Genomic DNA, 22444 nt, shown 5'->3' on the forward strand with positions numbered 1-22444 from the left:
TACGACACGCTCGCGATTCGCCCGGTGACTACACTCGGCATGCCCGCAACACCTAGTGATATTCGGGTAGTTGGCTGCCCGATCGGGATGGCCGATCCCTTCGTCTCACTTTGGAGCATGCATGGGATCCACAGATGCGCTCGTCACCAAGGGCTTCATGCCGCACGGGACACCAATGTCCCCGGACACCTTCCGCGCCTTGACACAGCAGGCCGGTACGACCGCAGTCGTGCGTTCCCACCGCAAGGACGGAGGCAACGATGTCAACCTCGCGTTCAACGTCGCCGACGCTTCCGCCGGCGGCGTGGTCGACATCCAGTTACTCGCCACTCCTACCTTCGTGAACGTCACCCCCCACCAGGGCGGCGCGGCGTCTCGCCGATCTCATCGACCAAATCCCTTTCCCGCAAGGCAAGCCCATCGTATGGATCGCAATTTCCGTGGACAGTGAGAATTGGGGCGGTATCCCGACGACCAACGCCCGCCTCATCGGGGAATGGCTGCAGGCCCTGCGCGAACGGGGAATCACCCCGGGCGTCGTCACCACCGCCTCGGAGTGGAACACGATCTGCGGCAACTCCGACCGCCATAGCTCCTGCCGCCTCTGGGACCCGACCGCGGACGGCGAACCGAACTTCAAGAACTTCACACCATTCGGCGGCTGGACCAAACCGAGCATGAAGACCTGCACCGAAGGCGCCGACCTCGCCGGCACGGTCGTCGACACACTGTGGTGGCCATAAGGCCTGCCCCTGCCGCCGGGAGATCTCCTCGCTTGTCGGTCGCGCCTGGAAATCTCGGCGCGGCCGGATCGGCCGGCAGGCGGAGGCAGGGGGCGGGGTCATTTGAACGGCAGCGTGGCCGAAGAGCACATGGTGACGGAGTGGGACGCGTCCGATTGGGAGGCTTGGTCCGCCTCGGTCGCGTGCCCGACGGAGCCGCAGGACGACAGCTCTCCGACGGTCGGCTACTGGGACGTTCCCGACGAGGACGCCGACGGCTTCCACGCCGAGTTGCTCGCCCGGCGGCGGCAGCTACGTAGGCAGGCGCTTGACGACATGCTCGCGGCCGTCGCCGACTCGCGCTGGGCCGACCACCTCGTGCTGCGCGGCAGCATCCTGCTCAAGGGCTGGTACGGCGACGCCGCCCGTGAACCGGCGGACCTCGACTTCGTCGTGACGCCGCACACCTGGCTCCCGGCCGAGCCTCGGAGCACCCGCATGCTGGACGACATCGCCGCGGCTGCGGCTGCGGTGGCGGCCGCCCGCGGCGTCGTGCGCATCGACGGGGACGCCGCGCGGCGGGAGGAGGTCTGGTCGTACGACCGCGCGCCCGGCATGCGCCTGATGCTCCCCTGGGACGCCTGGCACGCCGAAGAGCCGTTCGCGGGCGCTATCCGGCTCGACTTCGTGTTCAAGGAGCCCTTGCCCGAGGAGCCCCGCCCGACCGCGGTCTCGGCCCGGGGCGCGGGTGACACCTGCCGCCTTCTGGCTGCCACCCCCGAGCAGTCGCTGGCCTGGAAACTGCTCTGGATGATGACGGATCAACGTCCCGACGGCAAAGACCTGTACGACGCGATGCTGCTCGCCGAGGCCACGCCGCTCCCGCTCGACCTGCTCATGCGGACTCTCGTCGCGACCGATCCGCAATGGGCGGGACGCAGGTTCGAGCCGAAGGCCCTGTTCCGGGCCCGTCCGGACGTTCGCGGATTCCGCGAGAGCAACCCGGAGATCACGGACTCCACCGAATCGCTGGGCCGGCGCCTTGCCGCCGCGTTGGCCCCCACGTTCGCGGAAAGCGCCGTGGTCCCGCCCGGCGACGGCTACACGCGGCGGGTCCGGTATCTCGGCTCATGGATCGCCCGGGCCCGCGAGCTGCTCCGCGACGAGGGCGTGGAAGCGGTCCTCGTGTACTTGTCCGAGGAGTCCGTGGAGCCTGCGGAAGCCGTCGTGATCCTGCGGGAAGCGGTCGGCGCCGACCGGTGCACGGTGGCGGATGCCACGGCGACGCTCATCGAATTCCTGGCCCGGGTGACCTACCGCGAGTTCCCCGCGTTCTCGCACCTGGCCGCGCTCGCCGAGAATGCGCTCACCACCCTGCGGCAAACGGTCTGACGGAACCCTGCGCGTGCCGGGCGGTCCTGCCGCACAGTACGCCCGCCATTTGCCCGACTTGTCCCCGGTGATCCGGCGCGGGGAGCCGCGACGTACGCTGCCGCCATGCACCACGAGATCACGCTCGCCGACGTCGCCGAGCTCACCGGCGGCGACGGCCTGTGCATGTGGGCCGCCCAGGCCGGGGCCCGGGCGTGGGCGGCCGAGGACGGCAGCGCCGTCGCGGTCGCCGGTCCCTCGCTGGCCTGCCGGGACCGGCTGGCCGTGCACGGCGACCCCGCGGCGCTCGTGGCACTCGTCTCCGCGGTGCTGGACGAGGTCGGCCCGACGTACCGGCCGCTCGGGGAACCGGAGACCATCCGGCTGCTGGCCGACCGCATCCCCGCGCTGGCGGTCGCCGGCACGTTCGGCTGGATGGAGCGCGGCGCCGAGGGCCCGGTGGCGCCTCGGGGCGACCGTGCCAGGTGGCTCGCGCCGCACGCCGACGCCGAGATCGCGGACCTGGTCGAGGCCGGCTTCCCGGATTCCCACGCGCGGCCCGGCACCCCTGGCGTGACCCGCTGGGCCGGCATCCGCGACGCACGCGGCTCGCTCGCCGCGGTGGCCGCGGATGCCTGGTCCGCACCGGATGTCGCCCTGCTCAGCGGTGTCACGGTCCGCCCCGAGGCCCGCGGCACCGGCCTCGGGGCGGCTGTCTGCGCCTTCGTCGTCGCGGAACTGCTGGATGCGCACGGCCGCGTCGCCCTGATGGTGGAGTCGGACAACGCCCCGGCCCGGCGCACCTACGAGGCTCTGGGCCTCAGGTTCCGGCCGCTCGCCGCCGCAGCGGTCGCCTGACCGTCCCTCCTGTCCCGCCGGTCAGGTCTTGCGGCCGGTCGGGGCCGCGGAGGTCCGGCCGTCGAGGGCGACCAGGACGAATTCGCCGGTCGGGTCCCGCAGGATCACGTACACCCCGGCTCGCGACGCGGCGAGCGCCGATATGGGCTCGCCGGCCAGGGTGATCGTGCCCTTCGAGGTGCCCTTCGCCGGATCGAAGGCGAACAGTGCGCGGGAGCGGTTCCCGGCGTACACGGTGTCCCCTGAGCCGGCCGCGATGACCTCGGGCGACTTGCTGGGGTCGCCGGATACCTCGGACTTCCAGCGCACCTTGCCGGTGGCCGCGTCCAGGGCGTACAGCTCCGTGGAGCTGGTGCTGCCCCCGCCGATGTACACGGTGCCGTTGCCGACGATGGGCTGGGCTTCGCTCTCCACGGACACGTCGGTGTGCCACTTCTCGTCCCCGGTGGCCGCGTCGAGGGCGTAGACCCCCTCGCTGTTCGCGTTGACATACAGGACGTTGCCGTCCACCGACGGGGCCTGCTGCGGCTCACTGGCCACCTTGTGCCGCCAGCGCTCCTCGAAGGTCTTCGCGTCGAAGGCCACGACTCCGGTCGACTCCGAGCCGACCGCGATGATCAGGTCGCCCTGGCCGGTCGGCGCGAAGTCGTAGGAGTCCCCTTCCCCGAACTCGCCCTTGTCCTTGCCGGTGGCCAGGTCGACGGCCTTGAGGCCGTCGGGTTCCCTGCCGAAGACGACCGTCTCGCCGATCACGCCCGGATGGCCGATGTTCCCGTAGATGCCGTCCTCGTACTTCCAACGCGTCTCCCCCGTGGCGGTGTTCAGCGCGTAGACCCCGCCGGTGTTGTTCACGAGGAGGGTGCGGCCGGCGACCACCGGCCTGGTGCCCGATCCGAGGCCGGCCAGCGGGACGCTCCAGCGGACCTTGCCGCTGCCCGCCTCCATCGCCACGACCCGCCCCTGGTGGTTCGGGAGTTCGTACGCGACGTACACCGCGCCGTCGCCCAGCACCGGGTCGCTGGGGCGCGAACCGTCGATCACGGCGGACCACGGGGTGATCTTCCCGCCGCCCGATCCGTCGTCACCGCACCCGGTGGCCCCCACCGCGACCGCCATCACGACGCCGGCCAGCCCTGAGGCGAGGGCCCGGCGGGGCACATGTCCGTTCGTCAACGCAGATCCCCGTTTCTGTCGAGCGCACCATGCGGACCATGGGCGTTCCCATGGTCCGCATGGTGCGGGCCCGGCTTCCAGGGATCACGGCAGCCTCGAACATCCCGTGAACAATCGAACGTTCAAGCGAATTTTCAAGCGCATGTCCACCGCGGGTCACGGCATGCGCAGCGTGACCGAGGTGACCCCGATCAGGCGCAGGACGTCGTCCTCGGCCGCGATGACGCGGGTTGCGTAGTCGGCGGGTTCGCTGCCGGTGTAATACTTCATCAGGTCGATCTCGCCGGTGGCGGGGTACGCGGTGGCGCTCGGCGACGGGTCCTGGAAGTTCCAGAACTTGAACGGGTTGGCGTTCACCGTGCCCTTGTGGCCCCACGAGAGCGCCTTGCCGCCCCACGCCTCCAGAATGGCGTGGCCGAACTCGTGGGCGGCGGTGATCTCGTAGTCCCTGTCGGCGTTCGCGTTCATGCCGCCGAAGAAGCCCTTGTTGTAGAAGATCGACGCGTCGATGATCCCGGAGTTGTGGCTGCGGCGGTAACCCGAGCCGGTCTCGATGTACAGGTCGAGGTCTTCGGCGGCGTAGTTCCGCTGGTTGGCGGTGACCTGCACGGTGTACGTGGACCCGGCGTACGTGACCTGCCGCGACCAGTACTTCCCGATGCCGCTGATCACCAGGCCGCGGAGCTTGTCGAACGTCGCCTGCGGCAGGCTGTCCTCGTTCTGGCAGTCGACGTACACGTCCACCGCGATCCGCTTCGCCGCCTTGTCCACCTTGGCGCTCGTCCAGCCGGCGTTGGCGCGGTTGTCGAGGGTGACGAGCTTGTCGATCGTCTTGGCGCCCTGGTACTCGAAGTCCAGCATCAGGTGCAGTTGGCGGCGAAGTGTCTCGCCGTCGAAGATGCCCTGCATGTTCCGCCCGTCCCAGTGCCACACGTACCGGCCGGTGGACAGGAAGGACTGCGGCAGCACCTGCTCGTACACCGTCACGTTGCCGTCGTTGAGCGACAGGGTGGCCTTGTCGGCGGTGATGCTGGTCAGGTCCTTGATGGTGAAGACGAACTCGGCCGGCGGGCCGGAGCTCAGCGGGTCGAGAGTGTGCATGCCGCCGGTGATCTCGATCTGGACGTCGGCCTGCGGCACACCCGCCGGGAGCGGCGGTACGCCCGCGTCGTGCGGCGGGTTGGAGCCCGGCATCGCCAGCGGGCGGGCGTCGACGTCGATCTTCTCCCCGGTGGGCCGGGTGACCGACACGGACGCATTGTTCTCGCCCGCGCTGTCGGCGAGTTCTTTGACCTCGCCCGTCGTCGTCGCCGACTGGGGGTTGGTGGCGCCCGCGCCGACCATTCCGCGGATCGCGGTGCCGGTGAGCTCGGCCGCCTGCCGGTCGCCGATCAGGCCTTCGGCCTTGGCGGTCTTGATGGTCTTGAGGGCCTTGTCGATGTCCTTGCTCATCTTCGCCTGCAGCGCGAGGTCGGCGGCCTTGGTGCCGAAGGCGGTCGCGGTGGTGAACGCCTGCTCCAGGGCGGCCGCGGCGTTCTTCTGGGTGCCTTCCAGCCCGGCCATGTCGCGGAAGGCGCCGGCCTGGCCGAGGAGGGTGAGTGCGGCGCCGACGCCGGTGGGGTCCGGTGCGGCGGGGGCGTTCTGCATGGCGATGATCGGCTGCGGGAAGTCGGCGGGCGACACATCGGCGGGCAGGGCGCGGCGGGTGTCCGTCGAGGTGGGCAGGATCTGCGGCGGGGCGTCCGGGATCGGCACCTCGTGCCAGCGCCAGAAGCGGTTCTCCTCCTGCTCCTCGCAGGAGTTGCAGGCGCCCATCACCGCCTCGGCGTAGACCCCGGACGTGGGGACGGCGATCCGGGTCGGCTCGATGGGCGTGTTGGGCTGGTAGTGCTCGAGCAGGTCGACCGGCTTCTTGGCGTCCTGCCGGAAGGTCGGGTCCAGGTGGAAGCCGCGGGCCACGGGCAGCACGAGGCTGTTGCCGACGATGCCGATCAGTTCGTTCTCCACCACGCTGGCCACCGATCGGCCGCCGCTGTTGGGCGCCTCGACGCCGTCCAGCAGCATGAACCGCCGGGCGTCGCTCATCCGCGACCACAAGTGGTGGTGGTAGAGCTCGATGTTCTCGTTGAGGTGGGCGAGGAGCTTGCGGACGAGTTCCTTGTCCTCCTCGCGCGGGTTGCGCATCTCCTGCCGGTTGAGCGGGGTCTCGATGCGGACGTGGTCGTAGCCGGTCAGGTCGTTCTGGATGGACGCGTCGCCGAACAGCGTCGAGGACAGATGCGCGGTGCGGTAGCGCAGCGTGCCGGACTCGACGATGACCCGCGAGCCGGCCGGGAGGATCTCGCCGAGGAACGGCAGCCCGGCGAGGCCGAGTTGGGCGGAGATCCGCACCGACTTGATGGCGGACCGCATGACCGCGGGCAGCGATCGGCTCATGCGCAGCGACACGAACAGGCTCTGGTCGTTGCCGAAGCGGGTGACGAGGGTGGGGTCGATGCCGAGGTCGACGGGCGTGTCGTCGTCGCGGAGCGCCTCCACCCGGAGCGCGCGGGCGACGGACGCGGCGATCTTCGGGCCGAGCTGCTCCAGGAACACGCGGTCCTTGAACTGCTGTCCCTTGAGGTACTGGTCGTAGAAGTCCTGCGGGGTGAATCCGAAGAGCCGGCGCAGCGGCTCCCATTCGTCCGGGTCGAACTTGTCGTCGGTGTCGCGCGGCCGGGCCAGCTGGAAGCGGATGTTCAGCTCGCCGGAGACGGTGACGAGGTTCTCGTCCGCGTACCGGTGGGCGGGCAGGTCGCTGCCGGCGTACGCGGCGCGGATGCGGTCGAGGGCGGCGTACCCGCCGCGCAGCGCAGCGGGCGTCGCCTCGGCGAGCGTGCTGCGCCAGCGCAGCGCCTTGTCCGCGGTGAACCACGACATGGGCAGCGGGACCAGGAGGCATTCCTGGACGTCGACGAGCCGTTCGCGGACCAGGAGATGGCGCAGCACCTCGAAGTACTGGATGGTCAGCGCGTGGCAGTGGTTGTAGTTGGCGACGGACTCGGTGGTCGCCACGACGCGTTCGCCCTGCGCGACGGTGTGCACGACCGAGGTGCGCTGCGTACGGACCGACGAGGCGGCCTGCAGGGTGCGGTCGCGGAGCTGGTTGAGCGCGCTGGCTGCGGTCGAGCGCGAGGACTCCTGCCATGAGGAGCTGTCCGCGCTGGAGGAGCCCCCGCCGACTCCGAGGAGGCCGCCGACCGGCGGCACGATCGCCGCGATGCCGAGTCCGGCGGCGATGCTGCCCGAGGAGGACGACGACCCGCCGCGCGTCGACTCCTGCAGGGTCCCGGAGATGATCTCGTTGATGTCGCGGTCGCGGGTGAGGCTCGCCTCCAGGTTGTCGCGGGACTCGCGGAACCCGGTCTCGGCGGTCGTCTCGCGGCGTTCCCAGTCGACGACGGCGATCTGCTTCCGCTGGCCCGGGGCGAGGGGAAGGCTGTAGAGCAGATTGCCCATCGAGTAGCCGTCGGCCACCCACTCCTGCTTGAACCGCAGGATGTGCCCGTGGGCGATGGTGGCGGCCTGGAAGACGGTCGGGTCGTCGTCCCAGTCCACGCTGTCCTCGGCGGTCAGCGGCCGGCGCCCCGGGGGGCGCGCCGCCGCGGCGCCGAGGTAGCGGCGCAGGTCGGCGTACCGGGTGAGCTGCGCGGCGGTCCGGATCGCGTCGAGCGGTGAGCTGCCGGGGTCGCGCATGAGCCCGCGGAGCGTGGCGGCGTCGATCAGCGCGGTCTCGGTCGCTTCGGCGGCCTCGGGGGCGTTCGGGGCCGCAGCCGAGCCGGCGATCGCGGCCGCGCCCAGGGCGGCGTGCCCGGAGAGCGTGCGGAGTCCGGATCCTCCCGCGCCGCCGGCTTCGCGTACGTCCCGCGCGGCCGGCTCGTCCCCGGCGCCGCGGCGCGCTTCCTCTGCTGCCAGTTCGTTCGCCAGCTTGGCGAAGTCCCTGATGTACGGGTTGAGTTTGTGGCCGGGGACCTTGACGGGCTCTTCCAGGACGAGACCGCGGATCTCGGGTTCGGTGGTGCGGACCAGGTAGCTGAAGCCGTACTCCTCCAAGGTCCGGTCCGGCTTGGTGAAGTCGACGCAGCGGCCCATCCCGGCATCGGAGGAGAACGTGCCGTCGGCGCGGGCCAGGTCGACGGCGTCCGGGAGGCGCGGAGCAGAGGCGGGACTGTGGCAGGAGCAGTCCTCCTCGTCCTCGGGCTGCGGCAGGTCGACCACGAGCAGCACCGTTTCCGGGAACTGCCCGCCGGCTTCCAGGTGCACGGGCACTTTGACGGCGTCGTCGTCGATGCCGACCGTGGCATGCGCATCGGTGAACACGGCCACCGGGTACGGGCCGCCGAAATGCCCGCGGTTGTCCGTGGTGGCCACCGTCAGCGCGCGGTAGTCGGCCTGGGCCGGGTTCTGCGCGGTCGCGCCCCACAGCACCACCTGCAGCCCGGCGGCCTGGCGGCGGCCGGCCGAGTCGATCACCCGGCCGCGCACCCGCGTGGGCCGCCCGGCGCCCGGGTCCTTGTTGGGCTGCGTGGTGCCGGGCACGCGCGCATCCAACGTCAGCTGCACCGACTGCGGCAAGGTCGGGCCCGCGGTCTCCTTGCGGGCGAGGATCTCGCCGTCGGGTGCGCCGGCCGCGATGCTCACGTCCCCGACCAGCCCCGCGCGGGCCGGGATGTCGAGGGTGACCGTGCCGTCGGCCGCGGCCTGCCCGTACGCCGCGAACGGCACGTCGCCGACGCCGCCTTCGCCATTGCTGTGGACGCCGGTGACGGAGACCGTGTGCCCGGTGAAGTCACCGGTGCCGGACGCCTGTACGAGCTGCACGTCGACCGTTTCGCGCGCGGGCGTGCGGAAGGCCGGCGGCTCCGCGGTGATACGGCGGCGCAGCCGCGCGAGCAGGCTCTCGGTGAAACCGTCGACGCGCAGCAGGCCCTCGACCGCGGCGAAGGGTCCATGGGCTTCGCGGAAGGCGACGATGCTCTCGGCGATCGTGTCCCCGACGCCGGGCAGGGCCGCCAGCGTCGCCTCGGATGCGGAATTGATGTCGACGAGCTGAGCCATGGCGTTCCCCGAGGACGTAGAGCCTTGATCCGGTCAACCCCACGCCACTCTCCCCGCCGTCACCACGACAAACCTCGCCGCCCTTGGCGGCCGTACGAAGTCACCGGTACGGCCGAACCCCGCCCGCCCGGTCGGTCGCGGGCCGATGGTCGGCCACGGCAGCGTTCTTCGCAACTCCGCTGATCTTGGCGGCCGTGCCCGGTTTCACGCCGACCGGGCGGGTAGCCGCACGGCTGGACCGCAACCGGCCCGGGCGGCGTCGACACGCCGCGCGGCAGCTCATGCGGACCGACCTCCGGTGCACAGAAGGGATGAGCAGATGAGCAACGGTGCGAAGGACAAGCTGACCGGCAAGGCCAAGGAGGTCGCCGGCAAGGCGACCGGAGACAAGCGCCTGGAAAGCGAAGGCGAGACCGACCAGGCCAAAGGCAAGGTAAAGGAAGCCTCGGAGGCGTTCCGCGAACGGGCGGAAGGCGTCAAGGACTCGCTGCGCGGCGACGAGCCCAAGGGGTCGTGACCGCCGGCCGAGGCCGTTGACGCTGGGTGGTGCGGGCCAGGGCGGCGAGGAGTAGGCCGCAGGTGGCGACCAGGTACCAGCCGGGGCGGGAGGCTTCGGCGAGGTCTTCGGGGGGACGGGAGGCGACAAGGCCGCCGGCTATGGCGATGCCCATGGCGGAGCCGAGTTGGCGGGCGGTGGAGGTGATGGCGCCGGCGACGCCGGCGCGCGCAGGGGGCAGGCCGTTCACCGCGGTGTTGGTAATCGGGGCGTTGGCGAAGCCGAAGCCGATGCCGATGAGCGCGTACGCGGCAAGCAGGACGGCCACGTTCGTGTGCGCGGTGAGGCCCACCAGGCACAAGCCCCCGGCGGCCATGAAGCCGCCCGCGAGGAGCAGCGGCAGGCGCGGGCCGGTGCGGCCGACCATGCGGCCGGACCAGGGAGCACAGATGGTCGCGCCTGCCGCCAGCGGCAGGGTGGCCGCGCCGGCGGCCAGGGGCGTCCAATCGCGGGTCTGCTGCAGGTAGAGCGTGTTCAGCAGCAGCGTCACGTTCAGGGCGACGAAGACCGCGACCGCTCCCACGACCGCGCCGGTGAACGCCGGTCGGCGGAACAGCTCCAGGTCCATCAGGGGCTCGCGGCGACGGGACTCGACGCGTACGAACCCCGCAGCGGCGACTGCCGTTCCCGTGTACGCGGCGAGCGCGGCCGGGGACGTCCAGCCGATGCGCGGTCCTTCGATGAGGATGCCGACCGCAAGGGCGAGGACCGCGGTCAGCAGGATCTGGCCCGGCAGGTCGAGCCGCCGGGCCCGCGGCGCCCGGGATTCCGGGACGAACAGCGCGGTCAGCACCAGCGTGCCCGCGATGACCGGGGCGTTGATCCAGAACAGCGCCCGCCAGTCGAGCCCGTCCAGCAGCGCGCCGCCCGTGAGCGGTCCCGCCGCCATGCTCAGGCCGAACACCGACGCCCAGATGCCGATCGCCTGGGCCCGCTCCTTGGGGTCCGGCATGGCGTTCACCACGATCGCGAGTGCGACGGGGCTGAGCATCGAGGCGCCGATCCCCTGGACGGCGCGGGCCGCGATCAGGACGCCTGCGGACGGGGCGGCCGCGCATGCCAGCGACGCGGCGCCGAACACCACGAGCCCGAGTCGGAAGATCCGGCGGCGGCCGAAACGGTCGGCGAGTGCGCCGGAGGAGACCAGCAGACTGGCGAGGACGAGGGTGTAGGCGTCCACGGTCCATTCGAGGCCGCGCGTGTCGGTGCCCAGGTCGCGCCCGATGGCCGGAAGGCCGACGTTGACGATGGTGGTGTCCAGTCCCACCAGGAACATGCTCAGGCAGCAGACGGCCAGGACCGTCCAGCGCCGGCGCGCGCTCAGGATGGGCTCGGCGGGGAGTGTCATCGTGGCCATGGGCTGCCTCTGGGGTCCGGGAACAGTGCCTGGCCAGGGTGGTTCCGGGCGGTGCCCGCGGCCCAGCGTTTTTGCGAAGACTGCAAAATGGGCCTCATGGACACCGGAAGCGACGACGTGGAGCTGGAGCGGATTCTCGACGCCATCGGGCCGCGGCTGCGCAGACTGCGCACCGGCCGGGGGCTGACGCTCGAAGCGCTCGCGGCCTCGACCGGGATCTCGGTGAGCACGCTGTCGCGGCTGGAGGCCGGACGCCGCCGCCCGACGCTGGACCTGCTCATCCCGCTGGCCCGGGCGCACCGCGTCACGCTCGACCAACTGGTGGCCGCACCGGCCAGCGGCGACCCCCGCGTGCACCTGCGCCCGCTGCAGAAGAAGCGCGGGAGCGTACTGGTCCCGCTGACGCAATACCCGGGCCGCGTCCAGGTCTTCAAGCAGGTGCTGTCGCCCCGGCCGCCCGAGCTGGTCACCCACGAGGGCTACGAGTGGCTGTACGTGCTGGCCGGCCGCCTGCGCCTCATTCTCGGGGCGCAGGAGTTCACGCTACGGCCCGGCGAGGTGGCCGAGTTCGACACCGCCGAGCCGCACTGGTTCGGCCCGGCGGACGCGGACACCGTGGAAATCCTGCACCTGTTCGGCCCGCGCGGGGACCAGGCCGTGGTCCGGGCCCGGCCGTCCGCACCGTGAGCCGCTGCACCGCGGGTCGCCGCACCGCGGGTCGCAGCGCTGTGCGGCGCAGCGGGGCTGCCGCGCGGGCGGTTACTGGGCCGGGGTGCCGCCGAGTGCGGTGCGGGCGCGGTTGAGGTAGTCGCGGAAGGCGCGGCGTTCGGCGGCGGTGAGGCCGGCGACCATGCGTTCCTCCAGGGCGTCGACGGCGTCGTGGGTGGCGGCCAGGAGGGCGGTGCCGGCCGGGGTGAGCGTGATGAGCAGGCGGCGGCGGTGGGCCGGGTCGTGGTGGCGGGCGATGAGGCCGCGGTTTTCGAGGGCGGCGACGACGTCGCGCATGGCCTGCGGGGTGACGAAGGAGTTGCGGGCCAGTTCGGCGCTGGTGAGGCCTTCGTGGCGGTCCAGGACGGTCAGCGCGGTGTACTGCGGGGTGGTCACGCCGGTAGGGCGGAGCACCTCCTCCAGGTGGGCCCGGACCGCGAGTTCGACCTGCTTGACGGCATAGAGCAGAAGCGGCGGGGCGGCCTCCGCCGAGGTGGTGCCGGTGTTGCCCTGTGCTGCCATCTGCCGCTCCTCGTCTGGGCACCGCCATGTGCGCCCAGAGTCTCGCATGCCCCTGCCGGGGAGCCTCGGGCCGTGACCAATGTACGGAAACTTGATATAAGGGTTCCTGTCAATGCCTGGACGCGGAGGAACCCTCGATGAACACCGCACTTGAAGGCACCGCTGCCAACTTCGGGCTCGGCACCTGGCCGGCCCGCCGGGCCCGCATCTCGCCGCAGGCCGTCGCGCTCGTGGAGGGCGACCGCAGCCGGACGTACGCCGTGCTGGCCGACCGCACCGCGCGGCTCGCCGGGCACCTGGCCGCGCAGGGCGTGCGGCACGGAGACCGGGTGGCGTACCTGGGGGTGAACGCCGCAAGCACGTTCGAGACCTTCTTCGCGGCGTGGCTGCTCGGCGCCATCGCCGTGCCGCTGAACTTCCGGCTGTCCGGGCCGGAGATCCGCTACATGCTTGCCGACTCCGGCAGCTCGGTGCTCGTGCACAGCCCGGACGCCGATGCGCTGCTGGCGGCCGCGGAGCCGCTGCCGGAGACCGTGCGGGTGCGGATCCCGGCAGGTCCCGCCTTCGAGGCGGCGGTCGCGGACTCGGCGCCGCCGGAGCGGGTGCCGGGGGTCGCTATGGAGGACCCGGCGGTGCTGCTCTACACGTCGGGGACCACCGGGCGGCCCAAGGCGGCCGTGCTCAGCCACGGCAATCTGACCTGGAACACCGTCAACCAGCTCGCGCACATAGACATCCGGCCGGACGAGCGGGCGCTGTGCATCTCGCCGCTGTTCCACGCCACCGGCCTGGGGCAGATCACCCTGCCGACGTTCCTCAAGGGCGGCAGCGTCGAGCCGGTCGCCAAGTTCGACGTCGGGGAGATCCTGCGGCGCATCGGCGAAGCCCGCATCACGAGCTTCTCGGCGGTGCCGACCATGCTCCAGATGATGTGCGAGCACCCGTACTGGCCGGCCGCCGACCTGTCCTCGCTGGTCACCGTCGTGTACGGCGGCTCGCCCGTGCAGGAGCGCGTCGCGCGGGCCTGGCTGGACCGGGGCGTGCGCCTCCAGCAGGGCTACGGCATGACCGAGGCCTCCCCCGGCGTCTACATGGCCCCGCCCGAAGGGGCGACCGAGCACCCGGTTTCGGTGGGCGTCCCGCACTTCTTCACGGACGTGGCAATGCTGCGCGACGGGAGCGTCGTCGCGCCGGCCGGGGAACCCGGCCCGGCAGAGCAGGCGGGCGCACCCGGACCGGCGGCTCCGGGCGAGCTGCTGGTCCGCGGGCCGCACGTGTTCCAGGGCTACTGGGACCGGCCGGGCGTGTCGGACGAGGCATTCGTGGACGGCTGGTTCCGCACCGGCGACCTGCTCGCGGTCGGGGCCGACGGCTGGGCCACCGTCACCGACCGGGTCAAGGACATGATCATCTCGGGCGGGGAGAACGTGTACCCCGCCGAGGTCGAGGCCGTCCTGCTGCAACTGGACGAGATCGCCAACGCCGGCGTGGTCGGCGTCGCGGACGCCCGCTGGGGCGAGGTCGGCGCCGCGTACCTGCAGGTCCGCGAGGGTGCCGACATCGACGAAGCCGCCGTACGCACCCACCTCGAAGCCAACCTGGCCCGCTACAAGATCCCCAAGTACCTCGTCTTCGTCACCGAACTCCCGGCCAACGCCACCGGCAAGATCCGCCGGGTCGAGCTGCGCGCCCGGGCGGCCGGACTCGCCGCCCCGGAAGGAAACCTGTGAACCACCCCGCCGCCCCTCGGATCCCCTCGACCGGGACCGCGACCGCGACACCGACCGGAACGCCGAACGGCACCGGGCCGGCCCTGCCCGCGTCCCTGCAGCTCGAACGGCACGGCCCGGTCGCCGTCGTGCGGATCGCCCGCGCCGCCAAGCGCAACGCCCTCGACGACGCCACCGTGCAGGGCCTCGGCGCCTTCTTCGCCGCCCCGCCCGCCGACGTCCGGGCGATCGTCCTGGACGCCGAAGGCGACCACTTCTGCGCCGGACTGGACCTGTCCGAACTCGGCGACCGCGACACGTTCGAAGGGCTGCAGCACTCCCGCATGTGGCACCGCGCGTTCGACGCGATCGAACACGGCACCGTCCCCGTCGTCGCCGTCCTCAAGGGCGCGGTCGTCGGCGGCGGCCTGGAACTGGCCTGCGCCGCGCACATCCGGGTCGCCGAGCCGAGCACGTTCTACGCGCTGCCCGAAGCCCGGCACGGCCTCTTCGTGGGCGGCGGCGCCTCAGTCCGAGTACCGCGCCTGATCGGCGTGCACCGCATGGCCGACATGATGCTCACCGGCCGCGTGGTGGACGCCGCCGAGGGCGAACGGCTCGGCCTCTCGCAGTACCTCGTCGACGGCGGCAAGGGCCTGGCACGCGCGCTCGAACTCGCCGAGCGCATCGCGGAGAACGCCCCGATCAGCAACTACGCCGTGCTCCAGGCGCTGCCGCGCATCGCCGAGGCCAACCCGGCCGAGGGCTACCTGCTCGAATCCCTGATGGCCGCCGTCGCCTCCGGAAGCGACGACGCCAAGACCCGCATGCGCGCCTTCCTGGACGGGCGCGCCGGGAAGGTGGGCCGGCCGTGACCGCGCACGACGCACCCGAACTGCTGCGCGCGCCCGCAGCCGACTTCCTCGACACCACCGAACTGGGCCGCTTCGTCCGGCACGTCGCCGCCAGGCGCGCCGTCGAGTTCCCCGACTACCAGGCCTTGCACGCGTGGTCGGTCGCGCAGCCGGAGCAGTTCTGGGACGACATCCGGGACTTCTTCGGCGTGCGCTTCGCCACGCCGCCGACCGGCGGCGTGCTCGCCGACCGCACCATGCCCGGTGCACGCTGGTACCCGGGGGCCACCCTCAACTACGCCGAGCACGCGCTGCGCGGTGCCGGCGCGTCCGACACCGCGACCGCGCTCATCGCGTACTCGCAGACCCGCGAGCGCATCGAACTCACCTGGGGCGAGCTGCGCGACCAGGTCGCCCGCGCCCGGGCCGGCCTGCAGCGCCTCGGCGTCGGGCGCGGCGACCGGGTCGTCGCCTACCTGCCCAACCTGCCCGAGACCGTCGTGGCGTTCCTCGCCACCGCGAGCATCGGCGCGGTCTGGGCAAGCTGCGCACCGGAGTTCGGCGCGCGCAACGTCGTGGACCGGTTCGCGCAGATCGAGCCGAGCGTGCTCCTCGCGGTGCCGGGCTACCGGTACGGCGACAAGGACATCGACCGCGTCGCCACCGTCGACGAGATCCGCGCCGGGCTGCCGTCCCTGCGCGCTGTCGTCGCCGTCCCCTACGGACCGGGCGCACTCGCCGACGCGGTCGTCTGGGACGACCTGCTCGCGGCGCCCGCCGCCCCGGGGGACCCGACCGGCCCGGCCGGCCCTGCCGCCGACCCCGTCCCGTTCGACCACCCGCTCTACGTGCTCTTCTCGTCCGGCACCACCGGCCGCCCCAAGGCCATCGTGCACGGCCACGGAGGCATCCTTCTGGAGCACCTCAAGAACCACGCGCTCAGCTGGGACCTGCGCCCCGGCGACCGCATGGCGTGGTTCAGCACGACCGCGTGGATGATGTGGAACGCGCTGGTCTCCGGCCTGCTCGTGGGCGCAAGCCCGGTCCTCATGGACGGCAACCCCCTTTATCCCGAGCTCGATTCGCAGTGGCGCATCGCGGCCGAGACCAAGGCTTCGCTGCTCGGCGCCAGCCCCGGCTACCTGATGGCCTGCCGCCGGGCCGGCCTCGAACCCGCCAAGGCGTACGACCTGTCCGCGCTGCGCGTCATCGGCGCCGCCGGCAGCCCGCTGCCGCCCGAGGGCTACCGCTGGGTGCACGAGCAGTTCGGCGCACGCGTCCTGCTCAACGTCGGCAGTGGCGGCACCGACGTGTGCAGCGGCATCGTGCAGGGCGGTCCCTGGCAGCCCGTGTGGACCGGCGAGATCTCCGGCCCGGCGCTCGGCGTCGCGGCCGCGGCCTTCGACGAGGGGGGCAACGAGGTCGTCGGCGAGCTCGGCGAACTGGTGATCACCTCGCCGATGCCGTCCATGCCCCTCGGCTTCTGGGGCGACAGCGACGGATCCCGGTACCGCGACGCCTACTTCGACACGTATCCCGGCATCTGGCGGCACGGCGACTGGGCCCGGTTCGGGGAGAACGGCAGCTGCGTCATCGCCGGCCGCTCGGATGCCACCCTCAACCGCGGCGGAGTGCGCCTGGGCACCGCCGAGTTCTACAGCGTCGTCGAGGAGATCCCGGGCATCGCCGACAGCCTCGTGGTCCACGTCGAGGACCCGGCGGGCGGCAACGGCGAGCTGCTGCTCTTCGTGGTCCCCGCCGAAGGCGGGCTGGACGACGCCCTCCGCGGCCGCATCGTCCGCGAACTGCGCGGCGCACTGTCCCCGCGGCACATCCCGGACTCCGTCACCGCCGTGCCGGTCATCCCCCGCAACCGCACCGGCAAGAAGCTCGAACTCCCGGTCAAGCGCATCCTCTTGGGGGCCGACGTCGCCGACGTCATCGGCCCCGACACGCTCGCCGACCCGACCGCGCTGGACGCCTTCCTGGCGATCGCGGCGGAACGGCAGGGCCGATGAACACCGCCGCGGGCGTGTCCCGCGTCGCGGTGGTCGGGACCGGCGTCATCGGCGCCAGTTGGGCCGCGCACTTCCTGGCGCACGGCCTGGACGTGGTGGCCACCGACCCGGCTCCGGGCGCCGAGGAGCGGCTGCGCGCCGACGTCGCCGCGCACTGGCCGCTGCTCGCCGACGCCGGACTGGCCGAGGGTGCGAGCCCCGACCGCCTGGCGTTCACCGCCGACCCGGCCGAAGCCGCCGATGCCGCCGACTTCGTCCAGGAGAACGGCCCCGAGCGCGAGGACGTCAAGCGCGGCCTCTTCGCCCGCCTCGACGCCGCCGCCCGGCCCGGGGTCGTGCTGGCCAGCAGCTCGTCCGGGATGGGGGCGAGCACCTTCGCCCGCGAATGCGCCAAGGACCCCGGACGCGCCCTGGTAGGCCATCCGTTCAACCCTCCGCACCTGATCCCGCTCGTCGAGGTCGTGCCAGGCGAACGCACCGACGAATCCGCCGTCCAGGCCGCTCTCGCCTTCTACACCGCGGTCGGCAAGAAGCCGATCCGGGTGCGGCACGAACTGCCCGGCCACATCGCCAACCGGCTCCAGGCCGCGCTGTGGCGCGAGGCGTACTCGCTCGTGGACCGCGGCGTGGCGACGGTCGCCGACATCGACACCGCGATCGCGTACGGCCCCGGCCTGCGCTGGGCGATCCTCGGGCCGTTCGCCAACCAGCACCTGTCCGGCGGCCCCGGCGGCATCGCGCACATCCTCGAACACCTCGGCCCGCCGACCGAGGCGTGGTGGCGCGACCTCGGCGACCCGTCCCTCACCCCGGAGCTGGCCGCGAAGCTCGTGGCCGGCGTGGACGAGGCGCTCGCCGGCATCACCGGCCCGGAACTCGCCGCCCGCCGCGACGCGCTCCTGCGCGTCCTGCTCGCCGCCAAGGCCGGCGCCGGCCTGCCCTGACCCACCCCGCTTCCGGAGGAACCCCATGGACCTCAGCGCCATCGACGCCATCGACGTGCACGTGCACGTCGAGCAGGACGGCCACGGCTGCTACGCGCTCGACCAGGAACTCCTGGACGCGTCCGCCGCCTACTTCAAGGCCGACCAGGACCGCACCCCGACCATCGACCGCATCGCCGCGCACTACCGCGCGGCCCGCACCGCCGCGGTCGTCTTCACCGTCGACGCCTCCGCCGCCACCGGCCACCCCGCGCTGTCCAGCGAGGAGATCGCCGACGCGGCGGCCGGACACGCCGACATCCTCATCCCGTTCGGGTCCGTCGACCCGCACGGCGGCAAGGCCTCGGTCGCCCGCGCCCGGCGGCTCGTCGAGCAGCACGGCGTACGCGGCTTCAAGTTCCACCCCAGCCTGCAGGCCTTCGAGCCGAACGACGTCGCGTTCTACCCGCTGTACGAGGTGCTCGCCGAGGCCGGCGTGCCCGCCCTGTTCCACACCGGGCAGACGGGCATCGGCGCGGGCCTGCCCGGTGGCCGCGGCATCAAGCTGCGCTACTCGGACCCGATGCTGATCGACGACGTGGCCGCGGACTTCCCCGAGCTGACCATCGTCCTCGCGCACCCGTCGGTGCCGTGGCAGGACGAGGCCATCTCGATCGCCACGCACAAGGCGAACGTCTACATCGACCTGTCCGGCTGGTCCCCGAAGTACTTCCCGCCGCAGCTGGTGCGCGCCGCGAACTCGCTGCTGCGCCGCAAGGTCCTTTTCGGCTCGGACTTCCCGGTGCTCACCCCGGAGCGCTGGCGCGCCGACTTCGACAAGCTCGACCTCAAGGACGAGGTACGGCCGCTGATCCTCAAGGAGAACGCGGTACGCATGCTCGGTCTGGACACCGCCGGTACCGGTGGCCGGGCCGCGACCGCCGAGGGGGGCGCGCCGGCTGCCACCGGCTGACCCCTCGCGGAACCCGCGGCACCCGGCGCCCGAGCGGCCCGGGTGCCGCGGGCTTTTCCGGGGCCTTCGGACGGCCGGAAACACGAACGGTCCCGGGCGACGGAGTGTCGCCCGGGACCGTTCGTGTGCGGACCGGCGCCGCTGTACCGCCCCTGACGCGGCGCCCGGCCCTGGGTCAGCCCGCGATCCCGCACCGCTCGGTGTCGATCTCGGGCAGGGTCGCCTCGTTGTACCGCGCGCCGTGCACGGTCGCGGCGTTCAGCACGTCGCCCGCCGCCCGCAGCACCTCGTCCGGCAGGACCAGGTCGAGGACGGCCATGTTCTCGCGCAGGTGCTCGACCGACCGGGTGCCCGGGATGGCGACGACATGCCCGCCCCGCGACAGCACCCAGGCCAGCGCGAGCTGGGCCAGCGTGCAGCCGGCGCCCGCCGCGATCTCCTCGAGCCGCGCGCGCAGGCGCAGGTTCCCGGGGTAGTTCGCCGCATCGAAGCGCGGCATGTTCCGCCGGATGTCCTTCTCCGGCAGCGTCGCCATGTCGGGTGCGTCGCCGGTGAGGAATCCGCGGGCCAGCGGGCTGAACGCGACCAGCGCCACGCCCAGTTCGGCGGCCGCGTCGAGCGTCCCGCGCTCCGGGTTGCGCGACCACAGGCTGTACTCGTTCTGCAGCGCCGCGATCGGGTGCACGGCGTGCGCCCGGCGCAGGGTCGCGGCGGAGACCTCGGACAGCCCGAGCGTCCGGACCTTCCCGGCGTCGACCAGCTCGGCCATCGCCCCGACGCTGTCCTCGACCGGGACCGCCGGGTCGAGCCGGTGCAGGTAATACACGTCGATGGCGTCGGTCTTCAGCCGGGTCAGCGCCTCGTCCGCGGTACGCCGGATGGTCTCCGGCCGCCCGTCGATGACGCGCCGCCCGTCGACGCCGGTCATGCCGCACTTGCTGGCCAGCACGATCCGGTCCCGATGCGCGCCCAGGGCCCGGCCGACCAGTTCCTCGTTCGCACCGAAGCCGTAGAGCGCGGCCGTGTCGAAGTGCACGACGCCCTCGTCGAGGGCGGCGCGCAGCAGGCGTTCGGCGTCCTCCGGGGCCGGTGCCACACCGTAGGCGTGGCTGACGTTCATGCAGCCGAGACCGACCGCCGGGACCTCGAAGGGGCCGATCCGGCGGGGCGCCCGGAAAGCGTCCGGCACGTCCGTCATGTGCGTCACGCCTTCGCGGCCGCGGCGAGCTGCTCCTCGAGCGCGGCCAGCGTGCGGTAGCACGGCATGACCTGCGCAAGCGAGGAGTTCGGTTCGCGGCCTTCGCGGATCGCCGCGACGAACTCGCGGTCCTGCAGCTCGATGCCGTCCATCGACACGTCCACGCCGCTCACGTCGATCGGCTCGTCCTTGCCGGTGAACAGGTCGTCGTAGCGCGCGATGTAGGTGCCGGTGTCGCCGATGTAGCGGAAGAACGTGCCCAGCGGGCCGTCGTTGTTGAACGACAGCGACAGGGTGCAGATCGCGCCGCTCTCCGCGCGCAGTTGGATGGACATGTCCATCGCGATGCCGAGCTCCGGGTGGATCGGCCCCTGGATGGCGTTGGCCTGCACGACCGGCGAACCGGCCTGGTACGCGAACAGGTCGACGGTGTGCGCGGCGTGGTGCCACAGCAGGTGGTCGGTCCACGAGCGCGGCTGCCCCAGCGCGTTGAGGTTCTTGCGCCGGAAGAAGTACGTCTGCACGTCCATCTGCTGGATGTTGTACTCGCCGGCCGCGATCCGCTGCCGCACCCACTGGTGGCTCGGGTTGAAGCGGCGGGTGTGCCCGGCCATGGCCACCAGCCCGGTGCGCTCCTGCGCGGCCAGGCACGCCTCGGCATCCGCGAGCGAGTCGGCGACCGGGATCTCGACCTGGACGTGCTTGCCCGCCTCCAGGCAGGCGATGGTCTGCGCGGCGTGCATCTGGGTGGGGGTGGCGAGGATGACCGCGTCGACGTCGTCCATCGCCAGCACCTCGTCCAGCGTCGCCACGCCGCGGCCCACGCCCTGCTCCTCGGCGAACCGCTGCGCGCTCTCCAGGGTGCTGCTCACCACCGCGGCCACCTCGACGCCCTTGATCCGCTTCAGCGCGGCGGCGTGCTTGGCGCCGAACGCGCCGCCCCCGGCCAGCGCGACCCGGATGGTCTGCTCGACAGTCATGTCACTCCTTCGCGGCGGACGCGCCGGTCCGCGGGTGGTTCTCGGGTGGTGCTCGGCACTGCGGGTGGGCGGAATCCCGGGGTCGGGAGTCCCGGGGGTCGGGAGTCCCGGGGTCAGGGATTCCGGTTGTCGAGGATGAGGTGCCCGACAGCGGTGTTGGACGCCGGAACATGGTAGAAGCGGTGCCGGACCTCGACCTCGCCCGAACCGTCGACGTCACCCATCGCGCCGCGCGCGATCAGCCACATGACCAGCTCGATGCCCTCCGAGCCGGCGTTCTCGACGTAGTCCAGGTGCGGCACCTGCGCCAGCCCGGCCGGGTCCGCGATCAGCCGGTCGAGGAAGGCGTTGTCCCACTCCCGGTTGATCAGTCCGGCGCGCGGGCCCTGGAGCTGGTGGCTCATGCCGCCGGTCCCCCAGATCTGCACGTTCAGCGGCTTGCCGTACGACTCGACCGCCTTGCGCAGCGCCTGCCCGAGCTTGAAGCAGCGGGCGCCCGACGGCACCGGGTACTGCACCACGTTGACGTGGAAGGGGATGACCTTGCACGGCCACTTCTCGACGTCCCCGAACATCAGCGACAGCGGGACGGTCAGGCCGTGGTCGACCACCATGTCGTTGACGAGGGTGAGGTCGAAATCGTCCTGGATCAGCGCGTGCGCGATGTGCGCGGCCAGGTCCGGGTCGCTCTCGATGCCGGGGACCGGGCGGGGGCCGTAGCCCTCGTCGGCGGTCGGGTAGGACGCGCCGGTGCCGAGCACGAACGTCGGGATGATCGATGCATCGAACGCGGTGGCGTGGTCGTTGTAGACCAGGAAGACGACGTCGGGGACGTTGTCCGCGATCCACTGCTTGGAGTACTCGTAGCCCTCGAAGACCGGCTTCCAGTACGGCTCTTCGGTCTTGCCGTGGTCCAGCGCGGCACCGATGGCGGGCACATGCGACGTGAAGACCGCGCCGGTGATCACGGCGTGCTCGGCGGGCGGCTCCGGGTCGGCGTACGCGGCCTCGAGGACGGCGTGGTCGAGCCGGTTGCCGTCGATCGAGCGGCCGCCGCCGACCATCATGTCGCGGTACTGCTCCTCGGTCATCCCGGTCATCGAGCCGGCCATCTGCTGGAACGAAAGCCCCAGCGCGGCACCCCACTTCGCCAGGAAGTAGATGTTGCCGCCCTCGGCTATCGCGGCGTTGAGGTCGCGGTCCAGGAGCGCCTGCTTCTGCTCCTCGCGCAGCGGCCACTCGTCGAGGTACGCGCGCTGGTCGGCGACGAAGCGGGCGCGGTTCTCGGCCTGCATCAGCGACATGCAGAACTGGTTGAGGTGGTAGCCCTTGGCGGACTGCTCCGAGTCGAAAATGGTGGTCCCCGGGACCAGCCTGTAAGTCTTGTCCAGCGACATGCCGGGTTCCAATCGTCGGTGGCGTCGG

Annotated in this window: 18 protein-coding genes; 11 read left to right on the forward strand and 7 right to left on the reverse strand. The window is 72.1% G+C overall.

What is annotated here, in order from left to right; genetic code table 11:
* The first annotated feature begins 121 nt into the window (after positions 1–121).
* From LZ495_RS27860 to LZ495_RS27875, 4 genes are all read left to right on the forward strand, one after another.
* Entirely contained in the window at positions 122–451 is a 330-nt protein-coding gene (locus LZ495_RS27860; protein ID WP_235055673.1) for a hypothetical protein, read from the forward strand.
* A complete protein-coding gene (locus LZ495_RS27865; RefSeq protein WP_235055674.1) occupies positions 441–743 on the forward strand; it encodes a glycoside hydrolase family 25 domain-containing protein in 303 nt (100 codons plus the stop codon). Before LZ495_RS27860 ends, LZ495_RS27865 begins: the two co-directional genes overlap by 11 nt.
* 114 nt (positions 744–857) lie before the next feature.
* On the forward strand, positions 858–2114 hold the full coding sequence (locus LZ495_RS27870) for a nucleotidyl transferase AbiEii/AbiGii toxin family protein (RefSeq protein ID WP_235055675.1): 1257 nt from the start codon (positions 858–860) through the stop codon (positions 2112–2114).
* A gap of 105 nt (positions 2115–2219) precedes the next feature.
* Positions 2220–2951, forward strand: coding sequence for a GNAT family N-acetyltransferase (locus LZ495_RS27875; protein WP_235055676.1), 732 nt, complete (start codon positions 2220–2222; stop codon positions 2949–2951).
* Positions 2952–2972: 21 nt separating this feature from the next.
* Here the strand turns inward: LZ495_RS27875 and LZ495_RS27880 are convergent, their stop codons facing one another.
* Complete coding sequence (locus tag LZ495_RS27880; RefSeq protein WP_235055677.1) at positions 2973–4124, reverse strand: PQQ-like beta-propeller repeat protein; 1152 nt, start codon at positions 4122–4124, stop codon at positions 2973–2975.
* Between the two features lie 156 nt (positions 4125–4280).
* On the reverse strand, positions 4281–9221 hold the full coding sequence (locus LZ495_RS27885) for a helix-hairpin-helix domain-containing protein (protein ID WP_235055678.1): 4941 nt from the start codon (positions 9219–9221) through the stop codon (positions 4281–4283).
* Between the two features lie 319 nt (positions 9222–9540).
* Here LZ495_RS27885 and LZ495_RS27890 point away from each other — a divergent pair, with 319 nt between their 5' ends.
* Positions 9541–9738, forward strand: coding sequence for a CsbD family protein (locus LZ495_RS27890; protein ID WP_235055679.1), 198 nt, complete (start codon positions 9541–9543; stop codon positions 9736–9738).
* Here the strand turns inward: LZ495_RS27890 and LZ495_RS27895 are convergent.
* Entirely contained in the window at positions 9698–11134 is a 1437-nt protein-coding gene (locus LZ495_RS27895; protein ID WP_235055680.1) for an MFS transporter, read from the reverse strand. The two genes, LZ495_RS27890 and LZ495_RS27895, sit on opposite strands and share 41 nt — an antisense overlap.
* 96 nt (positions 11135–11230) lie before the next feature.
* On the opposite strand from LZ495_RS27895, the gene LZ495_RS27900 reads away from it, so the two are divergent.
* On the forward strand, positions 11231–11821 hold the full coding sequence (locus LZ495_RS27900; RefSeq protein WP_235055681.1) for a helix-turn-helix domain-containing protein: 591 nt from the start codon (positions 11231–11233) through the stop codon (positions 11819–11821).
* Between the two features lie 72 nt (positions 11822–11893).
* Here the strand turns inward: LZ495_RS27900 and LZ495_RS27905 are convergent, their stop codons facing one another.
* Positions 11894–12364 carry a MarR family winged helix-turn-helix transcriptional regulator gene (locus tag LZ495_RS27905; protein WP_235055682.1) on the reverse strand — a complete coding sequence of 157 codons (471 nt, stop codon included), beginning with the start codon at positions 12362–12364 and terminating at the stop codon, positions 11894–11896.
* Positions 12365–12501: 137 nt separating this feature from the next.
* On the opposite strand from LZ495_RS27905, the gene LZ495_RS27910 reads away from it, so the two are divergent.
* Genes LZ495_RS27910 through couO form a run of 5 tightly spaced genes read left to right on the forward strand, consistent with a single transcriptional unit; the run spans position 12502 to position 18841 of the window.
* Positions 12502–14094: an acyl-CoA synthetase gene (locus tag LZ495_RS27910; protein ID WP_235055683.1), complete on the forward strand. Its 1593-nt coding sequence runs from the start codon at positions 12502–12504 to the stop codon at positions 14092–14094.
* Positions 14091–14948 (forward strand): crotonase/enoyl-CoA hydratase family protein, encoded by an 858-nt coding sequence (locus LZ495_RS27915; protein ID WP_235055684.1) that lies wholly within the window; start codon positions 14091–14093, stop codon positions 14946–14948. Before LZ495_RS27910 ends, LZ495_RS27915 begins: the two co-directional genes overlap by 4 nt.
* A complete protein-coding gene (locus LZ495_RS27920) occupies positions 14945–16945 on the forward strand; it encodes an acetoacetate--CoA ligase (RefSeq protein WP_235055685.1) in 2001 nt (666 codons plus the stop codon). Before LZ495_RS27915 ends, LZ495_RS27920 begins: the two co-directional genes overlap by 4 nt.
* Positions 16942–17889, forward strand: coding sequence for a 3-hydroxyacyl-CoA dehydrogenase NAD-binding domain-containing protein (locus tag LZ495_RS27925; RefSeq protein WP_235055686.1), 948 nt, complete (start codon positions 16942–16944; stop codon positions 17887–17889). Before LZ495_RS27920 ends, LZ495_RS27925 begins: the two co-directional genes overlap by 4 nt.
* 25 nt (positions 17890–17914) lie before the next feature.
* Positions 17915–18841: a 4-hydroxyphenyl-beta-ketoacyl-CoA hydrolase gene (gene couO / locus LZ495_RS27930; RefSeq protein ID WP_235055687.1), complete on the forward strand. Its 927-nt coding sequence runs from the start codon at positions 17915–17917 to the stop codon at positions 18839–18841.
* 175 nt (positions 18842–19016) lie between these two features.
* On the opposite strand, the gene LZ495_RS27935 is transcribed toward couO, so the two are convergent.
* The 3 genes from LZ495_RS27935 to ligA all read right to left on the reverse strand — a co-directional run bounded on the left by LZ495_RS27935 (position 19017) and on the right by ligA (position 22416).
* Positions 19017–20039 (reverse strand): aldo/keto reductase, encoded by a 1023-nt coding sequence (locus LZ495_RS27935; protein WP_235055688.1) that lies wholly within the window; start codon positions 20037–20039, stop codon positions 19017–19019.
* Positions 20040–20044: 5 nt separating this feature from the next.
* On the reverse strand, positions 20045–21019 hold the full coding sequence (locus LZ495_RS27940) for a Gfo/Idh/MocA family oxidoreductase (protein WP_235055689.1): 975 nt from the start codon (positions 21017–21019) through the stop codon (positions 20045–20047).
* Positions 21020–21132: 113 nt separating this feature from the next.
* Positions 21133–22416, reverse strand: a complete 1284-nt coding sequence (gene ligA, locus LZ495_RS27945; protein WP_235055690.1) for a protocatechuate 4,5-dioxygenase subunit alpha — start codon at positions 22414–22416, stop codon at positions 21133–21135.
* Positions 22417–22444: the final 28 nt, after the last annotated feature.

It is taken from the genome of Yinghuangia soli (assembly GCF_021502675.1).
In the GTDB taxonomy this organism is placed as follows: Bacteria; Actinomycetota; Actinomycetes; order Streptomycetales; family Streptomycetaceae; genus Yinghuangia; species Yinghuangia soli.

Bases quoted from the DNA above. Each gene is read 5' to 3' on its own strand.
- LZ495_RS27910 (WP_235055683.1), top strand. From the start codon at position 12,502: ATGAACACCGCACTTGAAGGCACCGCTGCCAACTTCGGGCTCGGCACC.
- LZ495_RS27885 (WP_235055678.1), bottom strand. From the start codon at position 9,221: ATGGCTCAGCTCGTCGACATCAATTCCGCATCCGAGGCGACGCTGGCG.
- LZ495_RS27900 (WP_235055681.1), top strand. From the start codon at position 11,231: ATGGACACCGGAAGCGACGACGTGGAGCTGGAGCGGATTCTCGACGCC.
- LZ495_RS27895 (WP_235055680.1), bottom strand. From the start codon at position 11,134: ATGGCCACGATGACACTCCCCGCCGAGCCCATCCTGAGCGCGCGCCGG.
- LZ495_RS27875 (WP_235055676.1), top strand. From the start codon at position 2,220: ATGCACCACGAGATCACGCTCGCCGACGTCGCCGAGCTCACCGGCGGC.
- ligA (WP_235055690.1), bottom strand. From the start codon at position 22,416: ATGTCGCTGGACAAGACTTACAGGCTGGTCCCGGGGACCACCATTTTC.
- LZ495_RS27925 (WP_235055686.1), top strand. From the start codon at position 16,942: ATGAACACCGCCGCGGGCGTGTCCCGCGTCGCGGTGGTCGGGACCGGC.
- LZ495_RS27890 (WP_235055679.1), top strand. From the start codon at position 9,541: ATGAGCAACGGTGCGAAGGACAAGCTGACCGGCAAGGCCAAGGAGGTC.
- couO (WP_235055687.1), top strand. From the start codon at position 17,915: ATGGACCTCAGCGCCATCGACGCCATCGACGTGCACGTGCACGTCGAG.
- LZ495_RS27940 (WP_235055689.1), bottom strand. From the start codon at position 21,019: ATGACTGTCGAGCAGACCATCCGGGTCGCGCTGGCCGGGGGCGGCGCG.
- LZ495_RS27905 (WP_235055682.1), bottom strand. From the start codon at position 12,364: ATGGCAGCACAGGGCAACACCGGCACCACCTCGGCGGAGGCCGCCCCG.
- LZ495_RS27860 (WP_235055673.1), top strand. From the start codon at position 122: ATGGGATCCACAGATGCGCTCGTCACCAAGGGCTTCATGCCGCACGGG.
- LZ495_RS27935 (WP_235055688.1), bottom strand. From the start codon at position 20,039: ATGACGGACGTGCCGGACGCTTTCCGGGCGCCCCGCCGGATCGGCCCC.